Source organism: Rhodoferax sp. P2_H8_2 (assembly GCF_056403235.1).
This window is the reverse complement of record NZ_JBFUFW010000009.1, coordinates 15,427-33,590: the sequence shown is the minus strand read 5'-3', so window position 1 is coordinate 33,590 and position 18,164 is coordinate 15,427. Positions and strand designations below refer to the sequence as shown.

16 protein-coding genes and 1 other RNA gene are annotated in these 18,164 nt (G+C 59.1%); 9 read left to right on the top strand and 8 right to left on the bottom strand.

Annotation, left to right across the window (positions count from 1 at the left end; genetic code table 11):
• Position 1 precedes the first annotated feature (1 nt).
• Genes AC1DV6_RS15115 through AC1DV6_RS15105 form a run of 3 tightly spaced genes read right to left on the bottom strand, consistent with a single transcriptional unit; the run spans position 2 to position 2,581 of the window.
• A complete protein-coding gene (locus AC1DV6_RS15115; RefSeq protein WP_477978790.1) occupies positions 2-814 on the bottom strand; it encodes a polysaccharide deacetylase family protein in 813 nt (270 codons plus the stop codon).
• The gene (locus AC1DV6_RS15110) at positions 801-1,784 is read right to left on the bottom strand and encodes a YncE family protein (RefSeq protein ID WP_477978788.1); all 984 of its coding nucleotides are present in this window, start codon (positions 1,782-1,784) and stop codon (positions 801-803) included. Before AC1DV6_RS15110 ends, AC1DV6_RS15115 begins: the two co-directional genes overlap by 14 nt.
• Positions 1,785-1,837: 53 nt before the next feature.
• Positions 1,838-2,581 carry a 16S rRNA pseudouridine(516) synthase gene (locus AC1DV6_RS15105; protein WP_477978786.1) on the bottom strand — a complete coding sequence of 248 codons (744 nt, stop codon included), beginning with the start codon at positions 2,579-2,581 and terminating at the stop codon, positions 1,838-1,840.
• A 78-nt stretch (positions 2,582-2,659) separates the two neighbouring features.
• Between AC1DV6_RS15105 and AC1DV6_RS15100 the strand changes: the two genes are divergently transcribed.
• The gene (locus AC1DV6_RS15100) at positions 2,660-4,186 is read left to right on the top strand and encodes a DUF3369 domain-containing protein (RefSeq protein WP_477978784.1); all 1,527 of its coding nucleotides are present in this window, start codon (positions 2,660-2,662) and stop codon (positions 4,184-4,186) included.
• A gap of 76 nt (positions 4,187-4,262) precedes the next feature.
• The gene (locus AC1DV6_RS15095; RefSeq protein ID WP_477978782.1) at positions 4,263-4,988 is read left to right on the top strand and encodes a hypothetical protein; all 726 of its coding nucleotides are present in this window, start codon (positions 4,263-4,265) and stop codon (positions 4,986-4,988) included.
• A 25-nt stretch (positions 4,989-5,013) separates the two neighbouring features.
• On the opposite strand, the gene AC1DV6_RS15090 is transcribed toward AC1DV6_RS15095, so the two are convergent.
• On the bottom strand, positions 5,014-5,169 hold the full coding sequence (locus AC1DV6_RS15090; protein WP_477978780.1) for a hypothetical protein: 156 nt from the start codon (positions 5,167-5,169) through the stop codon (positions 5,014-5,016).
• 102 nt (positions 5,170-5,271) lie between these two features.
• On the opposite strand from AC1DV6_RS15090, the gene arfB reads away from it, so the two are divergent.
• Positions 5,272-5,676, top strand: coding sequence for an alternative ribosome rescue aminoacyl-tRNA hydrolase ArfB (gene arfB / locus AC1DV6_RS15085; RefSeq protein WP_477978778.1), 405 nt, complete (start codon positions 5,272-5,274; stop codon positions 5,674-5,676).
• A gap of 57 nt (positions 5,677-5,733) precedes the next feature.
• Here arfB and ssrA read toward each other — a convergent pair.
• From ssrA to ompA, 4 genes are all read right to left on the bottom strand, one after another.
• Positions 5,734-6,110: a transfer-messenger RNA gene (gene ssrA, locus AC1DV6_RS15080) on the bottom strand.
• Between the two features lie 12 nt (positions 6,111-6,122).
• Positions 6,123-6,788 (bottom strand): HAD family hydrolase, encoded by a 666-nt coding sequence (locus AC1DV6_RS15075; protein WP_477979064.1) that lies wholly within the window; start codon positions 6,786-6,788, stop codon positions 6,123-6,125.
• Between the two features lie 2 nt (positions 6,789-6,790).
• Positions 6,791-7,513, bottom strand: a complete 723-nt coding sequence (ubiG, locus tag AC1DV6_RS15070; protein WP_477978776.1) for a bifunctional 2-polyprenyl-6-hydroxyphenol methylase/3-demethylubiquinol 3-O-methyltransferase UbiG — start codon at positions 7,511-7,513, stop codon at positions 6,791-6,793.
• An 84-nt stretch (positions 7,514-7,597) separates the two neighbouring features.
• Positions 7,598-8,248 (bottom strand): outer membrane protein OmpA, encoded by a 651-nt coding sequence (gene ompA / locus AC1DV6_RS15065; RefSeq protein WP_477978774.1) that lies wholly within the window; start codon positions 8,246-8,248, stop codon positions 7,598-7,600.
• A gap of 238 nt (positions 8,249-8,486) precedes the next feature.
• Here ompA and gyrA point away from each other — a divergent pair, with 238 nt between their 5' ends.
• The 6 genes from gyrA to rpsA all read left to right on the top strand — a co-directional run bounded on the left by gyrA (position 8,487) and on the right by rpsA (position 18,147).
• Positions 8,487-11,126 (top strand): DNA gyrase subunit A, encoded by a 2,640-nt coding sequence (gene gyrA / locus AC1DV6_RS15060; RefSeq protein WP_477978772.1) that lies wholly within the window; start codon positions 8,487-8,489, stop codon positions 11,124-11,126.
• A 73-nt stretch (positions 11,127-11,199) separates the two neighbouring features.
• Entirely contained in the window at positions 11,200-12,312 is a 1,113-nt protein-coding gene (serC, locus tag AC1DV6_RS15055; protein ID WP_477978770.1) for a 3-phosphoserine/phosphohydroxythreonine transaminase, read from the top strand.
• A 26-nt stretch (positions 12,313-12,338) separates the two neighbouring features.
• Positions 12,339-13,436 carry a prephenate dehydratase gene (gene pheA, locus AC1DV6_RS15050; RefSeq protein WP_477978768.1) on the top strand — a complete coding sequence of 366 codons (1,098 nt, stop codon included), beginning with the start codon at positions 12,339-12,341 and terminating at the stop codon, positions 13,434-13,436.
• 11 nt (positions 13,437-13,447) lie between these two features.
• Complete coding sequence (locus AC1DV6_RS15045; RefSeq protein ID WP_477978766.1) at positions 13,448-14,323, top strand: prephenate dehydrogenase; 876 nt, start codon at positions 13,448-13,450, stop codon at positions 14,321-14,323.
• 45 nt (positions 14,324-14,368) lie between these two features.
• Positions 14,369-16,375, top strand: a complete 2,007-nt coding sequence (locus AC1DV6_RS15040) for a bifunctional 3-phosphoshikimate 1-carboxyvinyltransferase/cytidylate kinase (RefSeq protein ID WP_477978764.1) — start codon at positions 14,369-14,371, stop codon at positions 16,373-16,375.
• 92 nt (positions 16,376-16,467) lie between these two features.
• Positions 16,468-18,147, top strand: a complete 1,680-nt coding sequence (gene rpsA, locus AC1DV6_RS15035; protein WP_477978762.1) for a 30S ribosomal protein S1 — start codon at positions 16,468-16,470, stop codon at positions 18,145-18,147.
• Positions 18,148-18,164 lie beyond the last annotated feature (17 nt).

Below are 18,164 nucleotides of genomic sequence, written 5' to 3'. Positions count from 1 at the left end.
GTCAAGGATGCGCTGCAATCCAGTCTTTGTAGGCCGGGTGCTCGCGCAAGGTCTCAAAGCAGAAACCGCGTTCCTTCAGGCCTACGATCAAGGGCTCGAGATTGGCCGGCATGTACGGGTCCTTGCGCGACCAAATGCCCAGGTGGCCCATCAGGATGTCGCCGGGTTTGATATCGCGCAGCGCCTTTTTCAGCAGCACATCGTTGCTGAACTTTTCGCTGGGGAGTTCATCGCCGAGGAAGCCCGCGGCAGACCAACCCACATGCGCATAACCACACGCCTTAGCAACTTCCAAAAGACGCGGTGACGTAAAACCGCCAGGTGCACGGAATAGCGGCAAAGCTTTTCGGCCCGTGAAATCGGCCAGACGCTGCGCGGCCTGGTCAATCTGCGCGCAGTATTTGGCGGCGTCCCAGGTGAACTCGCGGCCTTCGAATGCGCCAGCCGATGGCCGCATCCGGAAGCTTGGCTTGACGCCCTTGATGTCGCCGCGCCAGTAGACGTGGTCATAGGTATGCGATGCGAATTCGTGGCCCTCGGCGCCCCGCGCTTTCCACCACAGCCCCCAGTAATTGCCCAAGCTTCCGTCGCCCGTCACCGTGCGCTCATTGGCTGCAAAAAAAGTGACGCGGACCTGATTGCGCTTCAGTACATCGGCCACCAGTGGCGCGACTTCCATATGGCCCGTATCCAACGTCAGGTACACCGGTTTTTCACAGCGCGATTGGGCTACAGCGCCCGCAGATATTGCGTAAGCAGCTACTAAAACAGTAGCAAATCGGAATGCGGAAGGCAGAGGTTCAGCGTGCAGCATGGTCCAGTGTCCAGACGCCATGGGGCGATTTCCCCACTTTAACCTGCCGAACAATGGCTCGGGTGGTGGTGTCAATCATGGTCATCTTGCCAATCCAACGCGAGCTGACATAGAGAATGCGGCCATCGGGCGACAGGTCCATGCAGTCCGGCCCGCCAGGCGCGGGGTAGTTGTCGACCACGGTCATCGTGGCGGTGTCGATCTTGCTGATGGTGTTGGCCACACGGTTGCTGACGAATACATGGCGCTTGTCACCCGCACTGCGAAACGCGTGCGCGCCAGCACCGGTAGGAATGGTTTTGACCAATTTGGGCGAGGGGCCGGTCACGTCATAGACTTCCACGCCCTTACCACCGGTCAGGCCAATCAGGATGAATTTGTCATCCGCAGTGCCAAACACGTCAGCGGGCAACGCGCCCGTCTTGCCGCGCCACTTCAGAGTTTGTGTCGGCAAATCGATCACCACCAGTTCATCGCTGTCCTGCATGGTGGTGTAGATGGTGGTGCTCTTGCTGTCGATCCACAAGTGGCTGGGCGTTTTGCCGGTAGCGATGCGCTTGGCCAACGTCAGCTCGCTGCCGTTCCAGCGGTAAATGTCCACGTGGTTCAACCGGTTCGCCGCCGTGACGAACCACTGCATATCGGGAGAAAAACGCAACTGGTAGGGGTCCAGAATGCCGCGCACGGTGCGCTGAACGGCGGCCGTTTTCGGGTCGAGAAACAGCAGAGAATCGCCCAACGCGTTGGCAATGATCAGCGACTTTTCATCTGGCGTCAGGTACAGATGGTGCGGCTCCTTGCCCGTCGGAATACGCTGCTGCTCCTTCCAGGTGGCAGGATCAATCACGCTGACGCTGGCGTCCTGCGAGTTGAGTACGAAAACGGGAGGAGACGGAGCCTGGGCATTCGCCTGAGCCAGCCACACCAGAGTAGCCGCCAAAGCCGCCAGAAAACGGGAAAAAATAGTCACAGGGAGTCACTTTGCAAGAGGCAGCTAGTGTACCGCCCCGCAAAAATGCCCCTTCAGGCGGAAATCAGAGCCAAATCGTCCGCGCTGAGCCATCGCCACTGGCCTGGCCCTAGGTCGTCAGGAAGCCGCAATCCGCCAATTTGCGACCGATGCAAACCCTCCACCCGGTTGCTAACAGCAGCCACCATCCGCTTGACCTGGTGGTACTTGCCCTCCGTCAACGTCAGGCGCAAATGGAATTCACTGACCGCCTCGCACGCCGCCGCCTTCACCGGCTTGGGGTCGTCATCCAGAACCACACCACTCAGCAGCTTTTGCACCTGCTTGTCGTCCAGCGGGTGCTTGACTGTTACCTCATAGACCTTGGGCACATGGTGCCTTGGCGAGCTCATGCGGTGAATGAACTTGCCGTCGTCGGTCAACAGCAGCATTCCGGTGGTGTCCTGGTCCAGCCGACCAACCGCCTGCACGCCTTGCACTGCTGCCTTTTGCGGGCGCAGCCGCAAGGGGGACGGCAGCAGCGTGTAGATGCTGGGGTAGGTCGACGGCTTTTGCGAGCATTCGGTCGCAGTCGGTTTGTTCAGGACCAGATAGGCCTTGTCAAAGTACGGCCAGTCCACGCCCTGTACCCGGAAGCGCAGGCCTTCTGCTACAAATTCAGTAGCTGCTTGCGCACAGGGGACGGGCGTTTCGGCCTCATTTGATTCATAAACCTGTACCAGGCCCTGCTGGATCAAACCGGCGCAAACACGCCGTGTGCCGAAGCCCTGGGAATAAAGAATGTCCTGCAATTGCATGCCGCTAGTATCGCCTCGTTCATGCAGTTATCCGGTAGACTGGCGGACTCCCCCAATCACACGAGGCACGTTGTCCGCATGTCAGACGATCTGGTGTTTACCGACGAGCAGTCTGCGCCCACGCTGCGCCTTGGGGTGCAAGCCTGGCAGGTCCTGGTGGTGGACGACGAACCAGCCGTGCACGAAGTGACCAAGCTGGTCATGGGGGGCTTCGAAATGGATGGCCGTGGGTTGGAATTCACCCATTGCTATAGCGCCAAAGAGGCGCGCACCGTACTGGCAGCCCCTAACGACTTTGCGCTGATCCTGCTGGACGTGGTGATGGAAACCGAACATGCCGGACTGGAGCTGGCACGGTATATCCGCGAAGACATCGGCAACCTGAACGTGCGCATCGTGTTGCGTACCGGCCAGCCCGGCCAGGCGCCGGAAGAGCAGGTCATCAAAGACTATGACATCAACGATTACAAGGAAAAGACCGACCTGACCCGACGCAAGCTGATAACGGTCTTCTACGCCGGTCTGCGCGCCTACCGCGACCTGATGCGCATTGAGCACGCCCGCCAGGGCCTGCGCCGCTCTATCGAAGCCATCGCTGAGGTCTATGACTCGCACAATTTGCGTAGCTTTGCGTCTGCCGTGCTGGAGCAGGTGAACTTCCTGCTGAACCTCAATGGTGAGGGCCTGTGCGCCAGCCACTTGACAGCCTACACCGCCAACTCCGCCAATGGGCGCATCAAGGTATTGGCAGCGACGCAGGCGTACTCGCAGTTGATGGAAGATGAACAGGTCAGCAACCTGCCCCCGGAAGTGCAGGACGCGCTGCAGCAAACCTTGCGGGATAAGCGCAGCCACCACGGCGAGTATTACTACGCGGGCTACTTCCGCACTAAGGCCGGCAGCGAAAGCATGATCTACATGCAATTCCCCGAGCCCATCAACGACATGGCGCGCGAGCTGCTGGAAATTTTCTCCAGCAATGTGGCGATTTCCTACGACGCGCTACTGCTTCGCGCCAGTACCGAGCGCGCACGCCGTGCCACGATCTCGATCCTGGGTGGCGCAATCGAGAAGCGCAACAGCCAGCCCTCACTGCATCTGCATCGCGTCGGCCTTATTGCAGGGTTGTTGGCTGCCAAACTGGGACAACCGGAGCGTGAGGTGGAGTTGCTGGAGATTGCAGCCTCACTGCACGATGTCGGTAAAGCTTGCGTGCCCGACAGCATCGTCGTCAAGCCCGGCCCGCTGGATGCGCAGGAATGGGAATTGATGAAGACCCATGCACAAGAAGGCCACGCGCTGCTCTCGCAATCGGCATCGCCTGTACATGCACTCGGCGCCACCATCGCGCTGGAGCACCACGAACGCTGGGACGGCTCGGGCTACCCTAAGGGCTTGCGCGGCGATGCGATCAGCCAGGCTGGGCGCATCGTTGCGGTGGCAGATGTGCTGGATTCGCTGCTCAGCGCCAGTTGCTACAAAAAGGCCTGGCCCATGGCCGATGCGCTGCAGTACCTGCGCGACCATGCGGGAAGTCAGTTTGACCCTGCGCTGATTGCCCTGTTGCTGGAATGCACGCCGGAGATCGACAGGATTTACAACTAGCTTCAAAACCGAAGCGCAGGTAAACTGTTTCACCAATAAGAAGCCCCGTCAGAGGGCTTACTTCAGGGTGGTGAAAATGCTCATATGGTTTCTGGTCGGTGCACTGTCAGGCATCGCCTTGGGTGCTGGACTCGTCTTCTGGCGGCAGAAGTTGACGCTCAGGGAACAACGGCGGATTCCTCGCGAATGGCCTCTCAAACTGCGTTTGCTGGTCAATAGCCGCGAGCGCCGCGTCTGGATCTGGCTGACCAAGGTCATGTTTGACCAGCAAATCCTGATCAAGCTGCCCGTCACCCGCTTCACCACTCCGGCAGTCCCCACCGAAGCCATCCACTGGTACAAGATTCTCAACGGCCTGTATTGCAGCTTCACTGTGTGCGATGCCGAAGGCCGGGTCATTGGTTGCGTCGATGTGCCGGGGCCGCAAGGCCTGTCGATGTCCAACCAGACACTCAAGCACACGCTTCTGGCGCAATGCGGCGTGCGCTACTGGGTCGTAGACCCAGAGAATCTGCCGCATCTGGCGCAGATTCGCACCGCTTTCCTGGGTGAACACGCCGTCAAGGGCGTCGGGCGCGATGATCTGGAAATGCGATTCAGAAACGTGCGTGAAAACCTGCAGGCCGCCGTCACACGGCAACGCAGCCAAAGCACCGCTGGCGAAAAGAGCAGCGGCTTTGCCCGTCTCGATGCAGAGATGAGCCAGACCAGCGATAGCCCTGAGAGTCGCCTGCCCTCGGGCTGGGACCACAACTCCTTCATCACCCCGCTGGACAGCCGCTCAAGTGAACTGAACCATTAGCCCGGCGGACCGGGCTTGGGAGGGCTTAGAGCGCCTTTTTCTTTTCCTTGCCCTTGGGCATCACTGCGGTCACGATGGTCGCGCGTACCGGTTCGCCAGACATCGTCATCGGCTTGGGTGGCGAAGAATCCTTCTTCGGTTTCTTGGATTCCTTGTTCGATTTTTGCTGACCTTTGGCCATGTCTTCCTCCGTCAATGGTTAAAGTAGGATGCGTCCAGTGTAAGGCGAAAATCCATCGTCTTTGCATCTGGCGCCCCCTCCCTCACAACAGAAAAATGCAGCGTGCAAACTTTGCTTGTCGTTCAGGAATCTGAAGTCCACATCACTGCGATTCGCGCACAAGGCGCGGGTGGCCAGAATGTCAATAAAGTGTCCAGCGCTATTCATTTGCGCTTTGACATTGCAGCCTCCAGCCTGCCTGACGATGTGAAGGAGAGGCTCCTTGCTCTACGCGACAGTCGCATCACCGGCGAGGGCGTGCTGGTCCTCAAGGCCCAGCGCTACCGCACCCAAGATCAGAACCGGCTGGACGCGTTTGCGCGCCTCCATGAATTGGTGCAAAGCGTGGCAACTCCACCGGTTCCGCGCAAACCCACCAAGCCAACCAGGGCCTCACGCCAGCGGCGACTGGAAGGCAAGAGCCAGCGGTCGACGCTGAAGGCCACGCGAGGGAAAGTAACAGATTGAGCGGATAAGAAAAAAGCCACCAACCCTTGCGGATCGGTGGCTCTTGTCAGAGGGAATTGGTGGACCTGGCGGGATTTGAACCCGCGTCCACAAGCCTTCTTCGAACAGTTCTACATGTGTAGCCGTCTGATTTGGATCTCGCTTTTCACATCGCGCAGTGGCACGCTATGCAAATCGCCAGCAACCTATTTTCTCGACCCACCCTAAGTTACCCAAGGCAAGCCCAGCCGAATTAAATTACCCCACAGCCGGGACAACTTGCGTTGCCCTTGCCCAGCCTATCGGCTGACTGTTGTGAGGCTCACGTGCGATTAAGCAGCGAGTGCGAAACGTTCGTCGTTTGCAGTTAGTTTTTTTGAATCAGTTTTACGAGCACATTCAGCTCGACATGCCCTGCTGCGCGTCCGAACCCGTGTCGAAACCAGTGCAGGCCCTCAGAACGTATTTTAGTCCTTCATCAGCAATTGCAAGAGCCCTTGCGGAGAATTTATCTGCGCATGGGCTCCCCAGCTCTGGGTATCGGACTTGGCGCCCAAATAGCCGTAGGTAGCGGCGACGGTGCGCATGCCTGCCGCCAAGCCGGCCACGATGTCCCGTTCATCATCACCCACATAGACGCAGCGCTCTGGTGCCACGCCAAGACGTCGCGCAGCTTCCAGCAAGGGCTCCGGGTGCGGCTTCGCGTGCGGCGTAGTGTCTCCACTCACAATCGTTCCGGCGCTGGCAAACAGCGGCATGGCGCGGGTCAGCGGGTCGGTAAATCGGGAAGATTTGTTGGTCACTACACCCCATGGGAGCGCGTTGGCTTGCAACGTTGCGATCAAATCGGCCACACCATCGAACTCGCGCGTGTTGTGCGTCATACGCTGCTCGTAGTTGCGAAAAAACTCTTCGCGCATATCCGGGAAGTCCGCATGGTCCGGAGTAATTCCAAACGCTACTCCCAACATACCGCGCGCACCTGCCCCGGCGTGCGGCCGGTAAGACTCCTGAGACAGCGAGGTCATCCCGCGCTTGACGCGCATCTGATCTGCCGCCGCACCCAAATCAGGTGCACTGTCTATCAAGGTTCCGTCCAGATCAAACAGGATGGCGGCAACGCCGGCAAACATCCTCACGCCGCCAGCCCCAGCGGCTTTTGCGTGGCCACCATGTAGTTGACTGAAGTGTTGTCGCTGAGCCAGTAACGCGCTGTCAACGGGTTGTGTTCCAGACCACGCAGTCCTACGGTTTCCAGGCCTGCGCTGCGGCTGTAAGACGTCAACTCACTGGGGCGAATCATCTTGGCGTACTCGTGCGTACCGCGCGGCAACATGTTCAGCACATATTCGGCACCGACGATCGCAAACAGAAAGGATTTGGCATTGCGATTGATGGTCGAGAAAAACACCCAGCCTCCCGGCTTGACCAGCGCTGCGCAGGCACGCACCACCGACGAAGGGTCGGGCACGTGTTCCAGCATTTCCATGCAGGTGACCGCGTCATACGTACCGGGTTCCTGTTCCGCTAGGTTCTCGGCGCTGACTTCGCGGTAGCTAATATTGGGGGTTTGCGCTTCCAGCGCATGCATTTGTGCCACGCGCAGGGCCTTGGTCGACAGGTCTATGCCCAGCACCGTTGCGCCCTTGCGCGCCATTGAGTCCGACAGAATCCCGCCTCCACAACCGATATCCAGTACCTTCTTGCCATTCAGGGGGCATTGGCTATTGATCCACTCCAGACGCAACGGGTTAATCTGGTGCAAAGGGCGAAATTCACTTTGCGGGTCCCACCAGCGGTGGGCCAAATCAGAAAACTTGGCCAGTTCAGCCGGGTCTGCATTCACAGTTTCAGTCATGGCGCGATTATCGACCAAAGAAATATGCTCCCAAAAAGCAGAAAGCCCGCCAAAGCGGGCTTTCTGGAGAATCAGAGAATCTGATTACTTGTTGACGCGGGTACCGACTACTTCGATCTCTACGCGGCGGTTCTTGGCTTGACCTTCTTTGGTCTTGTTGTCAGCCACGGGTTGCAGTTCGCCCTTGCCTTCTGTGTAGACACGGTTCTTTTCGATTCCCTTGCCAACCAGGTATTCCTTCACAGCGTCTGCACGCTTGACGGACAGCTTCTGGTTATAGGAATCAGTACCTGTGGAGTCAGTGTGGCCCACAGCGATGATGACTTCCAGATTGATGGCCTTGACCTTGCCCACCAGATCGTCCAGCTTGGCTTTGCCTTCTGGCTTCAGAACGGATTTGTCGAAGTCAAAGAATGCATCAGCAGCATAGGTTACCTTGCTGGCCACTGGAGCTGGTGCGGGGGCAGGAGCTGGTGCAGGTGCTGGAGCAGGTGCTGGAGCAGCAACTGGTGCGGGGGCAGCAACCACTGGCTCAGGCTTCTTTGGCTCAATATAGCCATCGCAGCCAGGGGCTGCGGTAGCAGGCGTCCACATGGAATCACGCCAGCAACGGCCAATCGAGTCTTTCCAGACGTCGCCGGAAGCGCTCTTCCAGTTGTGGATTTCTTGGGCGCCAGCAGCAGTTGCGAGTGCCGCGGTTGCAATCAGGAGGGCTACTTTATTCATTGATTTCATGACTTTCCTTTTGAGCGAAGCAAACTGCAGCGGCGCTGCGAATCTTGGTTAGACGTCTCTATGGCACAAGCACCACTTAAGACGTTCGGACGATTGTGCCATAGCTGTTACAACTTTCGGTGTTCTGCCGCACACAGGGCACCAAGGAAGGGATATGCGCACCAGGATGTTGCGGGTTTGCGACAGCGCCCTGGGCCGTAGAATGGCAGGTTGTCCCTGACATAGCGATTTCCCTTCCATGACCCAGTTCGCCAAAGAAACCCTGCCCATCAGCCTAGAAGAGGAAATGCGCCGGAGCTACCTCGATTACGCCATGAGCGTGATTGTGGGCCGCGCCCTCCCCGATGCGCGTGACGGCTTGAAGCCGGTGCACCGCCGGGTGTTGTTTGCGATGCACGAGCTGAACAACGACTGGAACCGCGCCTATAAAAAGTCCGCACGTATCGTGGGGGATGTGATCGGTAAGTACCACCCGCACGGTGACCAGTCGGTGTACGACACCATCGTTCGCATGGCGCAGGATTTTTCGATGCGCCACATGCTGGTCGACGGCCAGGGCAACTTCGGCTCGGTCGACGGCGACAACGCAGCGGCGATGCGTTACACCGAAATCCGCCTTTCCAAGATGGCCCACGAACTGCTGGCCGATCTGGACAAGGAAACGGTCGACTTCGGGCCTAACTATGACGGCTCTGAAAAAGAGCCTTTGGTTCTACCCACCCGCATCCCCAATCTGCTGGTTAACGGCTCTGGCGGTATCGCCGTGGGTATGGCTACCAATATCCCGCCGCACAACCTGAATGAAGTGGTGGACGCATGCCTGCACATGCTGCGCAACCCGGAAGCCTCCATCGACGACTTGATGGAAATCATCCCGGCGCCGGATTTCCCTACCGCCGGCATTATTTATGGCATCAATGGCGTGAAGGACGGCTACCGCACCGGCCGTGGCCGCGTCGTGATGCGCGCCAAGTGCCACTTTGAAGACATCGACAAGGGCCAGCGCCAGGCCATCATCGTTGACGAGCTGCCCTACCAGGTCAACAAAAAGACCCTGCAAGAGCGCATGGCTGAGCTGGTACACGAGAAAAAGATCGAAGGCATCAGCCACATCCAGGACGAGTCGGACAAATCCGGCATGCGCCTGGTGATCGAACTCAAGCGTGGCGAAGTGCCTGAAGTGGTGCTGAACAACCTGTACAAGCAAACGCAGTTGCAGGACACCTTCGGTATCAATATGGTGGCGCTGGTGAATGGCCAGCCCAAGCTGTGCAACCTGAAGGACCTGATCGAGGTATTCCTGCAGCACCGCCGTGAAGTGGTGACACGCCGTACGGTGTTCAACCTGCGCAAGGCCCGCGAACGCGGCCACGTGCTGGAAGGCTTGGCCGTGGCCATGGCCAACATCGACGAGTTCATCCGCATCATTCGCGAATCACCGACGCCACCGGTGGCCAAGGTCGAGTTGATGAACCGCCCCTGGGATAGCAAGCTGGTGCGCGAGATGCTCACCCGCACGCGCGCCGATGGCGGCGTGGTCAACGCCGATGACTATCGCCCGGACGGCCTCGAAAAAGAATTTGGCATGGGCAACGACGGTCTATACCGCCTGTCCGACACGCAGGCGCAGGAAATCCTGCAAATGCGTCTGCAACGCCTGACGGGTCTGGAGCAGGACAAAGTCATCGCCGAGTACAAGGAAGTCATGGCCGAGATCGAAGATCTGCTGGACATCCTCTCCAAGCCCGAACGCGTCTCCACCATCATTGGCGAAGAGCTGGGCCATGTAAAACAGGAATTCGGCCAGACCAAGCTGGGCGCACGCCGTTCGCTGGTCGAGCACTCCTCGTTTGACCTGTCTACCGAAGACCTGATCACGCCGACCGATATGGTGGTGACGATGAGCCACAGCGGCTACATCAAGAGCCAGCCTTTGCACGAATACCGCGCCCAAAAGCGCGGTGGCCGCGGCAAACAGGCCACAGCCACCAAGGAAGACGACTGGGTCGACCAACTCTTTGTGGCGAATACACACGATTACCTGCTGTGCTTCTCGAATCGCGGCCGCCTGTACTGGCTCAAGGTCTGGGAAGTGCCTGCTGGCTCACGCGGTTCACGCGGCCGCCCCATCGTGAACATGTTCCCGCTGCAAGAAGGCGAAAAGATCACTGTGGTGCTGGCCCTGACCGGCGAGAAACGCACCTTCCCGGCAGACCAATACGTGTTCATGGCGACCCGCATGGGCACGGTCAAGAAAACTGCACTGGACGAATTCAGCAACCCGCGCAAGGCCGGCATCATTGCCGTGGACCTGGACGAAGGCGACTTCCTGATTGGCGCGGCGCTGACCGACGGCAAGCACGACGTGATGCTGTTCTCCGATGGCGGCAAGGCCGTGCGCTTTGACGAAAACGATGTGCGCCCGATGGGCCGCAATGCGCGTGGTGTGCGCGGCATGATGCTGGACGACACGCAAAGCGTGATTGCGATGCTGGTCGCCGAAGATGAACAGCAGTCGGTGCTTACCGCAACCGAGAACGGCTACGGCAAGCGCACCAACATCACCGAATACACCCGCCACGGCCGCGGTACCAAGGGCATGATCGCGATCCAGCAATCCGAGCGCAACGGCAAGGTAGTTGCCGCCACGCTGGTGCATGTGGACGACGAGATCATGCTGATCACGGACAAGGGCGTTCTGGTGCGTACCCGCGTTTCCGAAATCCGCGAACTGGGCCGTGCGACGCAGGGCGTGACACTGATCGGTCTGGACGAGGGCTCCAAGCTCGGCGGCCTGCAACGCATTGTGGAAAACGACGCCAATGTGGCTGACCCGGATGCTGTGGGCGATATCAACGACGTCAGTGACGACGCCTGACCGCTCTGTTTTTGATAGCTGCTCACGCCTTTAGTACGGGCGTTGCAGCCCGATTTGACATAAATTCCGCCTGATGCAAAGACCTTACAACTTCTCGGCCGGCCCGGCCACCATGCCGCAAGAGGTACTGGAGCAAGCCGCGTGCGAGATGTTGGACTGGCATGGCAGTGGAATGGGCGTGATGGAGATGAGCCATCGCGGCAAGGAGTTTCAGTCTATCTATGCACAGACGGAAAGCGACCTGCGCGAGCTGCTGGCGGTGCCGGCAAACTTCAAGATCCTGTTCATGCAAGGCGGCGGACTGGCAGAAAACGCCATCGTGCCGATGAACCTCAGCGCGCTGCGCGCTGCGGCCGGCCAGCCCGGCAAGGTTGACTTCGTTGTGACCGGCAGCTGGAGCGAGAAGTCCCACAAAGAGGCCGCCAAATACTGCGAAACGCATATTGCCGCTTCCGGCAAGGCCGATGGCTTTACTGCCATTCCACCTGTCGCGAAATGGGAGCTGCAAAGCGATGCAAGCTACGTACACCTGTGCACCAATGAGACCATCAACGGCATCGAATTCCAGACCCTGCCCGATCTGAAAGCCCTTGGCTCCAATGCCGAGCTGGTGATCGACTTCTCTTCCCATGTAGCTTCGCGTCCAGTGGACTGGAGCAAAGTCGGCTTGGCGTTCGGCGGTGCCCAAAAAAACCTGGGCCCAGCCGGTTTGACGCTGGTCGTGGTGCGCGAAGACCTGCTCGGCCACGCGCTGTCCATTTGCCCCAGTGCGTTCGATTACAAGGTTGTCGCCGACAACGGCTCGATGTTCAACACGCCGCCCACCTACGCCATCTACATGGCCGGACTGGTGTTCCAGTGGCTCAAGCGCCAAGGTGGCGTCGCGGCGATGGAAGCACGCAACATCGCCAAAGCCGAGCTGCTATATGAAGCGATTGATGCTTCGGATTTCTATATGAACGGCGTGGCCCGCAATGCCCGGTCTCGGATGAACGTGCCTTTCTTTTTACGCGACGAATCGCGCAACGATGCCTTCGTCGCAGGCGCCAAAGAGGCGGGACTGCTCCAGATCAAGGGGCATAAATCCGTGGGCGGCATGCGCGCCAGCCTGTACAACGCGTTGCCACTGGCAGGAGTGCAGGCACTGGTGGCATACATGCGAGAATTCGAACGAAAACACGCCTGAATCCGCACGTCTGAGAACACTAATCCATGAGCCAACCCCTGCAGACCGAAGAACTGGCGTCACTGCGCACCCAGATCGACTCCCTCGATCAGCAACTGCTCTCCTTGGTCAATCAGCGTGCCCACGTGGCAGAGAAAGTCGGTGAACTCAAACGCAAAGAAGGTTCGCCTTTTTTTCGCCCGGACCGCGTGGCCCAGGTCATTGAAAAAATCCAGGACGCCAACCCAGGCCCATTGCTGAACCAGCATGTCGCATCGATCTGGCGCGAAATCATGTCGGCATGCCTGGCGCTCGAAGCGCCTCAGCGCGTCGCCGTGCTGGGTCCGCAAGGGACCTTCTGCGAACAAGCGGCCATCGAGTTCTTCGGCAGTGCTGCCGACCTGATTTATTGCTCCAGCTTTGACGAGGTGTTCCACGCCACATCCGCAGGCACCGCCCAGTATGGCGTTGTCGGAATGGAGAACTCGACCGAGGGTGTGGTCACGCGCTCGCTGGATTTGTTTTTGCGTTCGCCGGTTCACGTCGTCGGCGAGATCAGCCTGTTGATCCGCCACAACCTGCTGCGCCAGACCAATTCACTGGAAGACATTGATGTGGTGTTGGCCCATCCACAGGCGCTGGCGCAATGCCAGGGCTGGCTGTCGCAACATCTGCCCAATGCTGAACGCCGCGCCGTTTCCAGCAATGCCGAGGGTGCCCGCCTGGCCGCTACAAACCCGACCTGGGCAGCGTTGGCCAGCCCCCGTGCGGCCGCACAGTTTGGCCTGCACATCGTCGCCCACGCAATCCAGGATGAGGCCTACAACCGCACCCGATTCGCCGTGATCTGCCTGCCGCAAACGCTGGCCATGCCACCCGCCTCGGCCAAGGACTGCACCAGCCTTGTGGTGTCCGTGCCGAATCGGCCCGGGGCGTTGCACGATTTGCTGGTGCCGCTGAAAAATAATGGCGTTTCCATGACCCGTTTCGAGTCACGTCCGGCAAAATCCGGGCAATGGGAGTATTACTTTTATATCGACATTGCGGGACACCCATCGCAGCCGCATGTCGCCGCTGCCCTGGACGAGCTGAGAGGCCTGTGCGCTTTCTACAAAGTTCTGGGCGCCTATCCCGTCACTGAATAACCTGGGCCCTTATGTTTGAACAACTCGGTTTGATCGGATGCGGCCTGATGGGCGGCTCGTTTGCGCTGGCAATGAAGCGTGCCGGCCTGGTCAAGCGGGTCGTTGGCTACAGCAAGTCACCCAGCACCACCGAGCGCGCGCGCCTGATGGGCGTGATCGACATTGAGGCGCCTTCCGCGCTTTTGGCAGTCTCTGGTGCAGACATCGTTCTGATTGCGGTTCCGGTCGCTGCCACCGAGGCCACTTTCAAGGCAATCAAACACCTGGTCACGCCGCAAATGCTGATCATGGACGTCGGCTCGACCAAACGCGATGTCATTGACGCGGGCCGCCGCGCACTGCGCGAACATATCGGCTCGTTTGTGCCCGCCCACCCCATCACTGGCAAGGAAGTGTCGGGCGTGGAGCACGCGGATGTGGATTTGTACGCAGGTCGCCAGATCATCCTGACGCCGATTGAGCGCACACTGACCGCCCAATTGCAAAAAGCAGTGGACCTGTGGACCGCGCTGGGTTGCCGGGTTCTGAAGATGTCGCCCGAGCAGCACGATGCCGCATTTGCCGCCGTCAGCCACCTGCCCCATCTGATCTCTTTCGCGTTGATGAATGCCATCTCGGGTCAGCCCCAGGGTCAGGATTACCTTTCTCTGGCAGGTCCCGGTTTTCGGGATTTCACCCGCATCGCCGCCAGCGATCCCAAGGTCTGGCGCGACATTCTGGTTTCCAACCGCGAAGAGCTGCTGGCCCAAAGCAAGATTTTTCAACGCAACCTGCAAGCCCTGGAGCTGATGATTTCCAGCGGCAACGCCGAAGCGCTGGAGGGCCTGCTGGAGCAAGCCAGCGAAACCCGCGCCAACTGGACCATGACGTCCAAGATGAATAAATAACCTTGCGGGACAGATCTTTAGCTCTGTCCTCAACACTTTAGATCCATGTTTGCTATTCCGTTTCTGGACCTGCCGCCGCTGCAGGGCGCCTCTGGCACGGTCACCCTCCCCGGCTCCAAAAGTATCTCCAACCGCGTGCTGCTGCTTGCGGCAATGAGCGAAGGCACAACCGCCATTCACGACCTGCTGGACTCGGACGACACCCGTGTGATGCTGATCGCGCTGCGGGCGCTGGGTTGCAAGGTCCGGGAAGACGGGGCAACAGTCCATATCACCGGTCTGGGCGGCCACCTGCCCAACCCTGCCGCCAAGTTGTTTCTGGGCAATGCAGGCACCGCGATGCGCCCGCTGACTGCGGCCCTGGCCGTGCTGGGTGGCGACTTTGAACTCTCGGGTGTGCCACGCATGCACGAGCGCCCGATTGGCGACCTGGTCGACGCGCTGCGCCAGCTGGGCTGCTCCATTGACTACTTGGGCAACGACGGCTTTCCTCCCTTGCACATTGGCGCGCCTTCGTTAAAGCTGGAAGCGCCCATCCAGGTACGCGGCGATGTGTCCAGCCAATTCCTGACTGCATTGTTGATGGCGTTGCCATTGGTTGCAAAACAGGACATCGTGATCGAGGTCGTCGGCGAACTGATTTCGCGTCCCTACATTGAAATCACGCTCAATTTGCTGGCGCGATTTGGTGTCACTGTCCAACGCGACGGCTGGCAACGCTTCACGATTCCTGCGGGTGCCCAAATGCGCTCGCCAGGCTCGCTGCACGTCGAAGCCGATGCTTCGTCTGCTAGCTATTTCATAGCACTTGGCGCAATTGCGACAGGCACTGGCGGCCAAAATGGCATTCGGGTTCAGGGCGTGGGCGCGGACTCCATTCAGGGCGATATCCGCTTCATGGAAGCGGCACAGATGATGGGTGCCACTATCCAGAGTGGGCCCAACTGGCTGCATATTGAGCGTGGCGCCTGGCCCCTGAAGGCGATTGATCTGGACTGCAACCACATCCCCGACGCCGCAATGACGCTGGCTGTGATGGCGCTGTACGCCGAGGGCACGACCACACTGCGCAACATTGCCAGCTGGCGCGTCAAGGAAACCGATCGCATTGCCGCAATGGCGACTGAACTTCGCAAGCTGGGTGCTGCGGTCGTCGAAGGGGCGGATTTCATCCAGGTCACGCCGCCGGCCACAAAAGACGCTTGGACCACCGGCAGCATCCATACCTACGACGACCACCGCGTTGCAATGTGCTTCTCGTTGGCGGCGTTCAACCCCGCGAAACTGCCGATCCGCATCGAAGACCCCAAGTGTGTCGCCAAGACCTTTCCCGACTACTTTGAAGCCCTGTTTTCGGTCGCCCAGACCGAGCCGGAAGCCATTCCCGTAATCTGCGTGGACGGCCCCACAGCCTCGGGCAAAGGCACGCTGGCTGCCGAATTGGCGCAAAAGCTGGGGTACCACTTTCTGGACTCTGGTTCGCTCTACCGTCTGACCGGTCTGGCCGCGACCCGGGATGGCATTGCGCTGGATCTGGCCAACGAAGGGGCCATTGTCGCCTTGCTGGACAGCCTGTCGATCAAATTCCGGGGCGCCAAAATACTGCTGGACGGCGAAGACGTGAGCGACGCCATCCGCACCGAAGAAGCGGGCATGAACGCCTCCAAAGTCTCGGCTTTCCCTAAGGTACGGGCGGCTTTGATCGAGTTTCAGCGTAGCTTTCGCCAGCTCCCCGGCCTGGTGGCCGATGGGCGCGACATGGGCACCGTCATCTTCCCGGATGCGCCGCTGAAGGTCTATTTGACCGCCAGCGCCGCCTGCCGCGCAGAAAGACGCTATAAGCAGTTGATTTCAAAGGGAATTCCAGCTATACTCCCATACTTACGCGCGGACCTCGAGGCCCGCGACGCCCGGGATGCCTCCCGGCCTGTCGCCCCTTTGAAGCCCGCTGTAGACGCCCAGTTGCTGGACAACTCGGATTTGACGGTGGAAACATCGATCAAGGCCGTGCTGGACTGGTGGCAAAGCAAGCAGCCTTTTAAGTCCGCTTAAAAGGTTTTTGGTCCCCACGGCTCCTTTCGCGCTGCATGCGCACCGGCCTTGGGGTTCGATAACTTAACCCCGCAGTGCAAACTGCAACACAAATGTCTGAATCTTTCGCAGCCCTATTTGAAGAATCTCTGCAACGCTCGGAAATGCGCACCGGTGAAGTTATCACCGCTGAAGTCGTACGCATCGAGCACAGCTTCGTTGTTGTCAACGCTGGCCTCAAGTCCGAAGCCTACGTGCCAATCGAAGAATTCAAGAGCGACAAGGGCGAACTCGAAGTGCAAGTTGGCGACTTCGTTTCCGTGGCCATCGACTCCGTTGAAAACGGTTATGGCGACACCATCCTGTCCCGCGACAAGGCCAAGCGTCTGGCTTCCTGGATGAGCCTGGAAAAGGCCCTGGAATCCGGCGAATTCGTCACTGGTACCACTTCCGGCAAGGTCAAGGGCGGTCTGACCGTTCTGGTCAACGGCATCCGCGCATTCCTGCCCGGCTCGCTGGTCGACACACGCCCTACCAAGGATCTGTCTCCTTGGGAAAACAAGACCATGGAATTCAAGGTCATCAAGCTGGACCGCAAGCGCAACAACGTGGTGCTGAGCCGCCGCGCTGTGGTGGAAGCGTCCATGGGCGAAGAGCGCGCCAAGCTGATGCACACCCTCAAAGAAGGTTCTGTGGTGCAAGGCGTGGTCAAGAACATCACCGAATACGGTGCGTTCGTTGACCTGGGCGGTATCGACGGCCTGTTGCACATCACCGACATGGCATGGCGCCGTGTACGTCACCCTTCCGAAGTGGTGACTGCTGGTCAAGAGATCACTGCCAAGATCCTGAAGTTCGACACCGAAAAGAACCGCGTGTCTCTGGGTCTGAAGCAAATGGGCGACGACCCATGGATGGGCGTGAATCGCCGTTACCCCCAAGGTACCCGCATGTTCGGCAAGATCACCAACATCGCCGATTACGGCGCGTTTGTGGAACTGGAACCCGGAATCGAAGGTCTGGTGCACGTGTCCGAAATGGACTGGACCAACAAGAACGTTGCTCCTTCGAAGATCGTTGCCCTGGGTGACGAAGTCGAAGTCATGGTTCTGGAAATCGACGAAGACAAGCGTCGCATCTCCCTGGGCATGAAGCAGTGCAAGGCCAACCCATGGCAAGAGTTCGCTCAGAACACCAAGCGCGGTGACCGCGTCAAGGGCCCGATCAAATCCATCACCGACTTCGGCGTTTTCGTCGGTCTGGCTGCTGGTATCGACGGTCTGGTGCACCTGTCCGACCTGTCCTGGAACGAAACCGGCGAAGCCGCTGTGCGTGAGTTCAAGAAGGGCCAAGAAGTCGAAGCCATCGTTTTGGCCGTCGACGTGGACCGCGAACGCATCTCCCTGGGTATCAAGCAACTCGACTCCGATCCTTTCACCACCTTCGTGTCGATCAACGACAAGGGCCAGGTTGTGACCGGTAAGGTCAAGACCGTGGATGCCAAGGGCGCTGAAATCGACCTGGGTGAAGACATCATTGGTTACCTGCGCGCTTCCGAAATCAGCCGCGACCGCGTTGAAGACGCTCGCAATGTGCTGAAAGAAGGCGACGAAGTGACGGCTGTGGTTGTCAACGTGGATCGCAAGACCCGCAACATCCAGTTGTCCATCAAGGCCAAGGACGCTGCTGACCAAGGCGAAGCCATGGCTGCTCTGAGCCAGTCTTCCGCCCGTGAAAACGCTGGTACCACCAGCCTGGGCGCCCTGCTGCGCGCGAAGCTGGACAATAACTAATAAGTTTGCGGGACAGA

Bases quoted from the DNA above. Each gene is read 5' to 3' on its own strand.
- AC1DV6_RS15115 (WP_477978790.1), bottom strand. From the start codon at position 814: ATGCTGCACGCTGAACCTCTGCCTTCCGCATTCCGATTTGCTACTGTT.
- AC1DV6_RS15105 (WP_477978786.1), bottom strand. From the start codon at position 2,581: ATGCAATTGCAGGACATTCTTTATTCCCAGGGCTTCGGCACACGGCGT.
- AC1DV6_RS15100 (WP_477978784.1), top strand. From the start codon at position 2,660: ATGTCAGACGATCTGGTGTTTACCGACGAGCAGTCTGCGCCCACGCTG.
- AC1DV6_RS15095 (WP_477978782.1), top strand. From the start codon at position 4,263: ATGCTCATATGGTTTCTGGTCGGTGCACTGTCAGGCATCGCCTTGGGT.
- AC1DV6_RS15090 (WP_477978780.1), bottom strand. From the start codon at position 5,169: ATGGCCAAAGGTCAGCAAAAATCGAACAAGGAATCCAAGAAACCGAAG.
- AC1DV6_RS15075 (WP_477979064.1), bottom strand. From the start codon at position 6,788: ATGTTTGCCGGCGTTGCCGCCATCCTGTTTGATCTGGACGGAACCTTG.
- ubiG (WP_477978776.1), bottom strand. From the start codon at position 7,513: ATGACTGAAACTGTGAATGCAGACCCGGCTGAACTGGCCAAGTTTTCT.
- ompA (WP_477978774.1), bottom strand. From the start codon at position 8,248: ATGAAATCAATGAATAAAGTAGCCCTCCTGATTGCAACCGCGGCACTC.
- gyrA (WP_477978772.1), top strand. From the start codon at position 8,487: ATGACCCAGTTCGCCAAAGAAACCCTGCCCATCAGCCTAGAAGAGGAA.
- serC (WP_477978770.1), top strand. From the start codon at position 11,200: ATGCAAAGACCTTACAACTTCTCGGCCGGCCCGGCCACCATGCCGCAA.
- pheA (WP_477978768.1), top strand. From the start codon at position 12,339: ATGAGCCAACCCCTGCAGACCGAAGAACTGGCGTCACTGCGCACCCAG.
- AC1DV6_RS15045 (WP_477978766.1), top strand. From the start codon at position 13,448: ATGTTTGAACAACTCGGTTTGATCGGATGCGGCCTGATGGGCGGCTCG.
- AC1DV6_RS15040 (WP_477978764.1), top strand. From the start codon at position 14,369: ATGTTTGCTATTCCGTTTCTGGACCTGCCGCCGCTGCAGGGCGCCTCT.
- rpsA (WP_477978762.1), top strand. From the start codon at position 16,468: ATGTCTGAATCTTTCGCAGCCCTATTTGAAGAATCTCTGCAACGCTCG.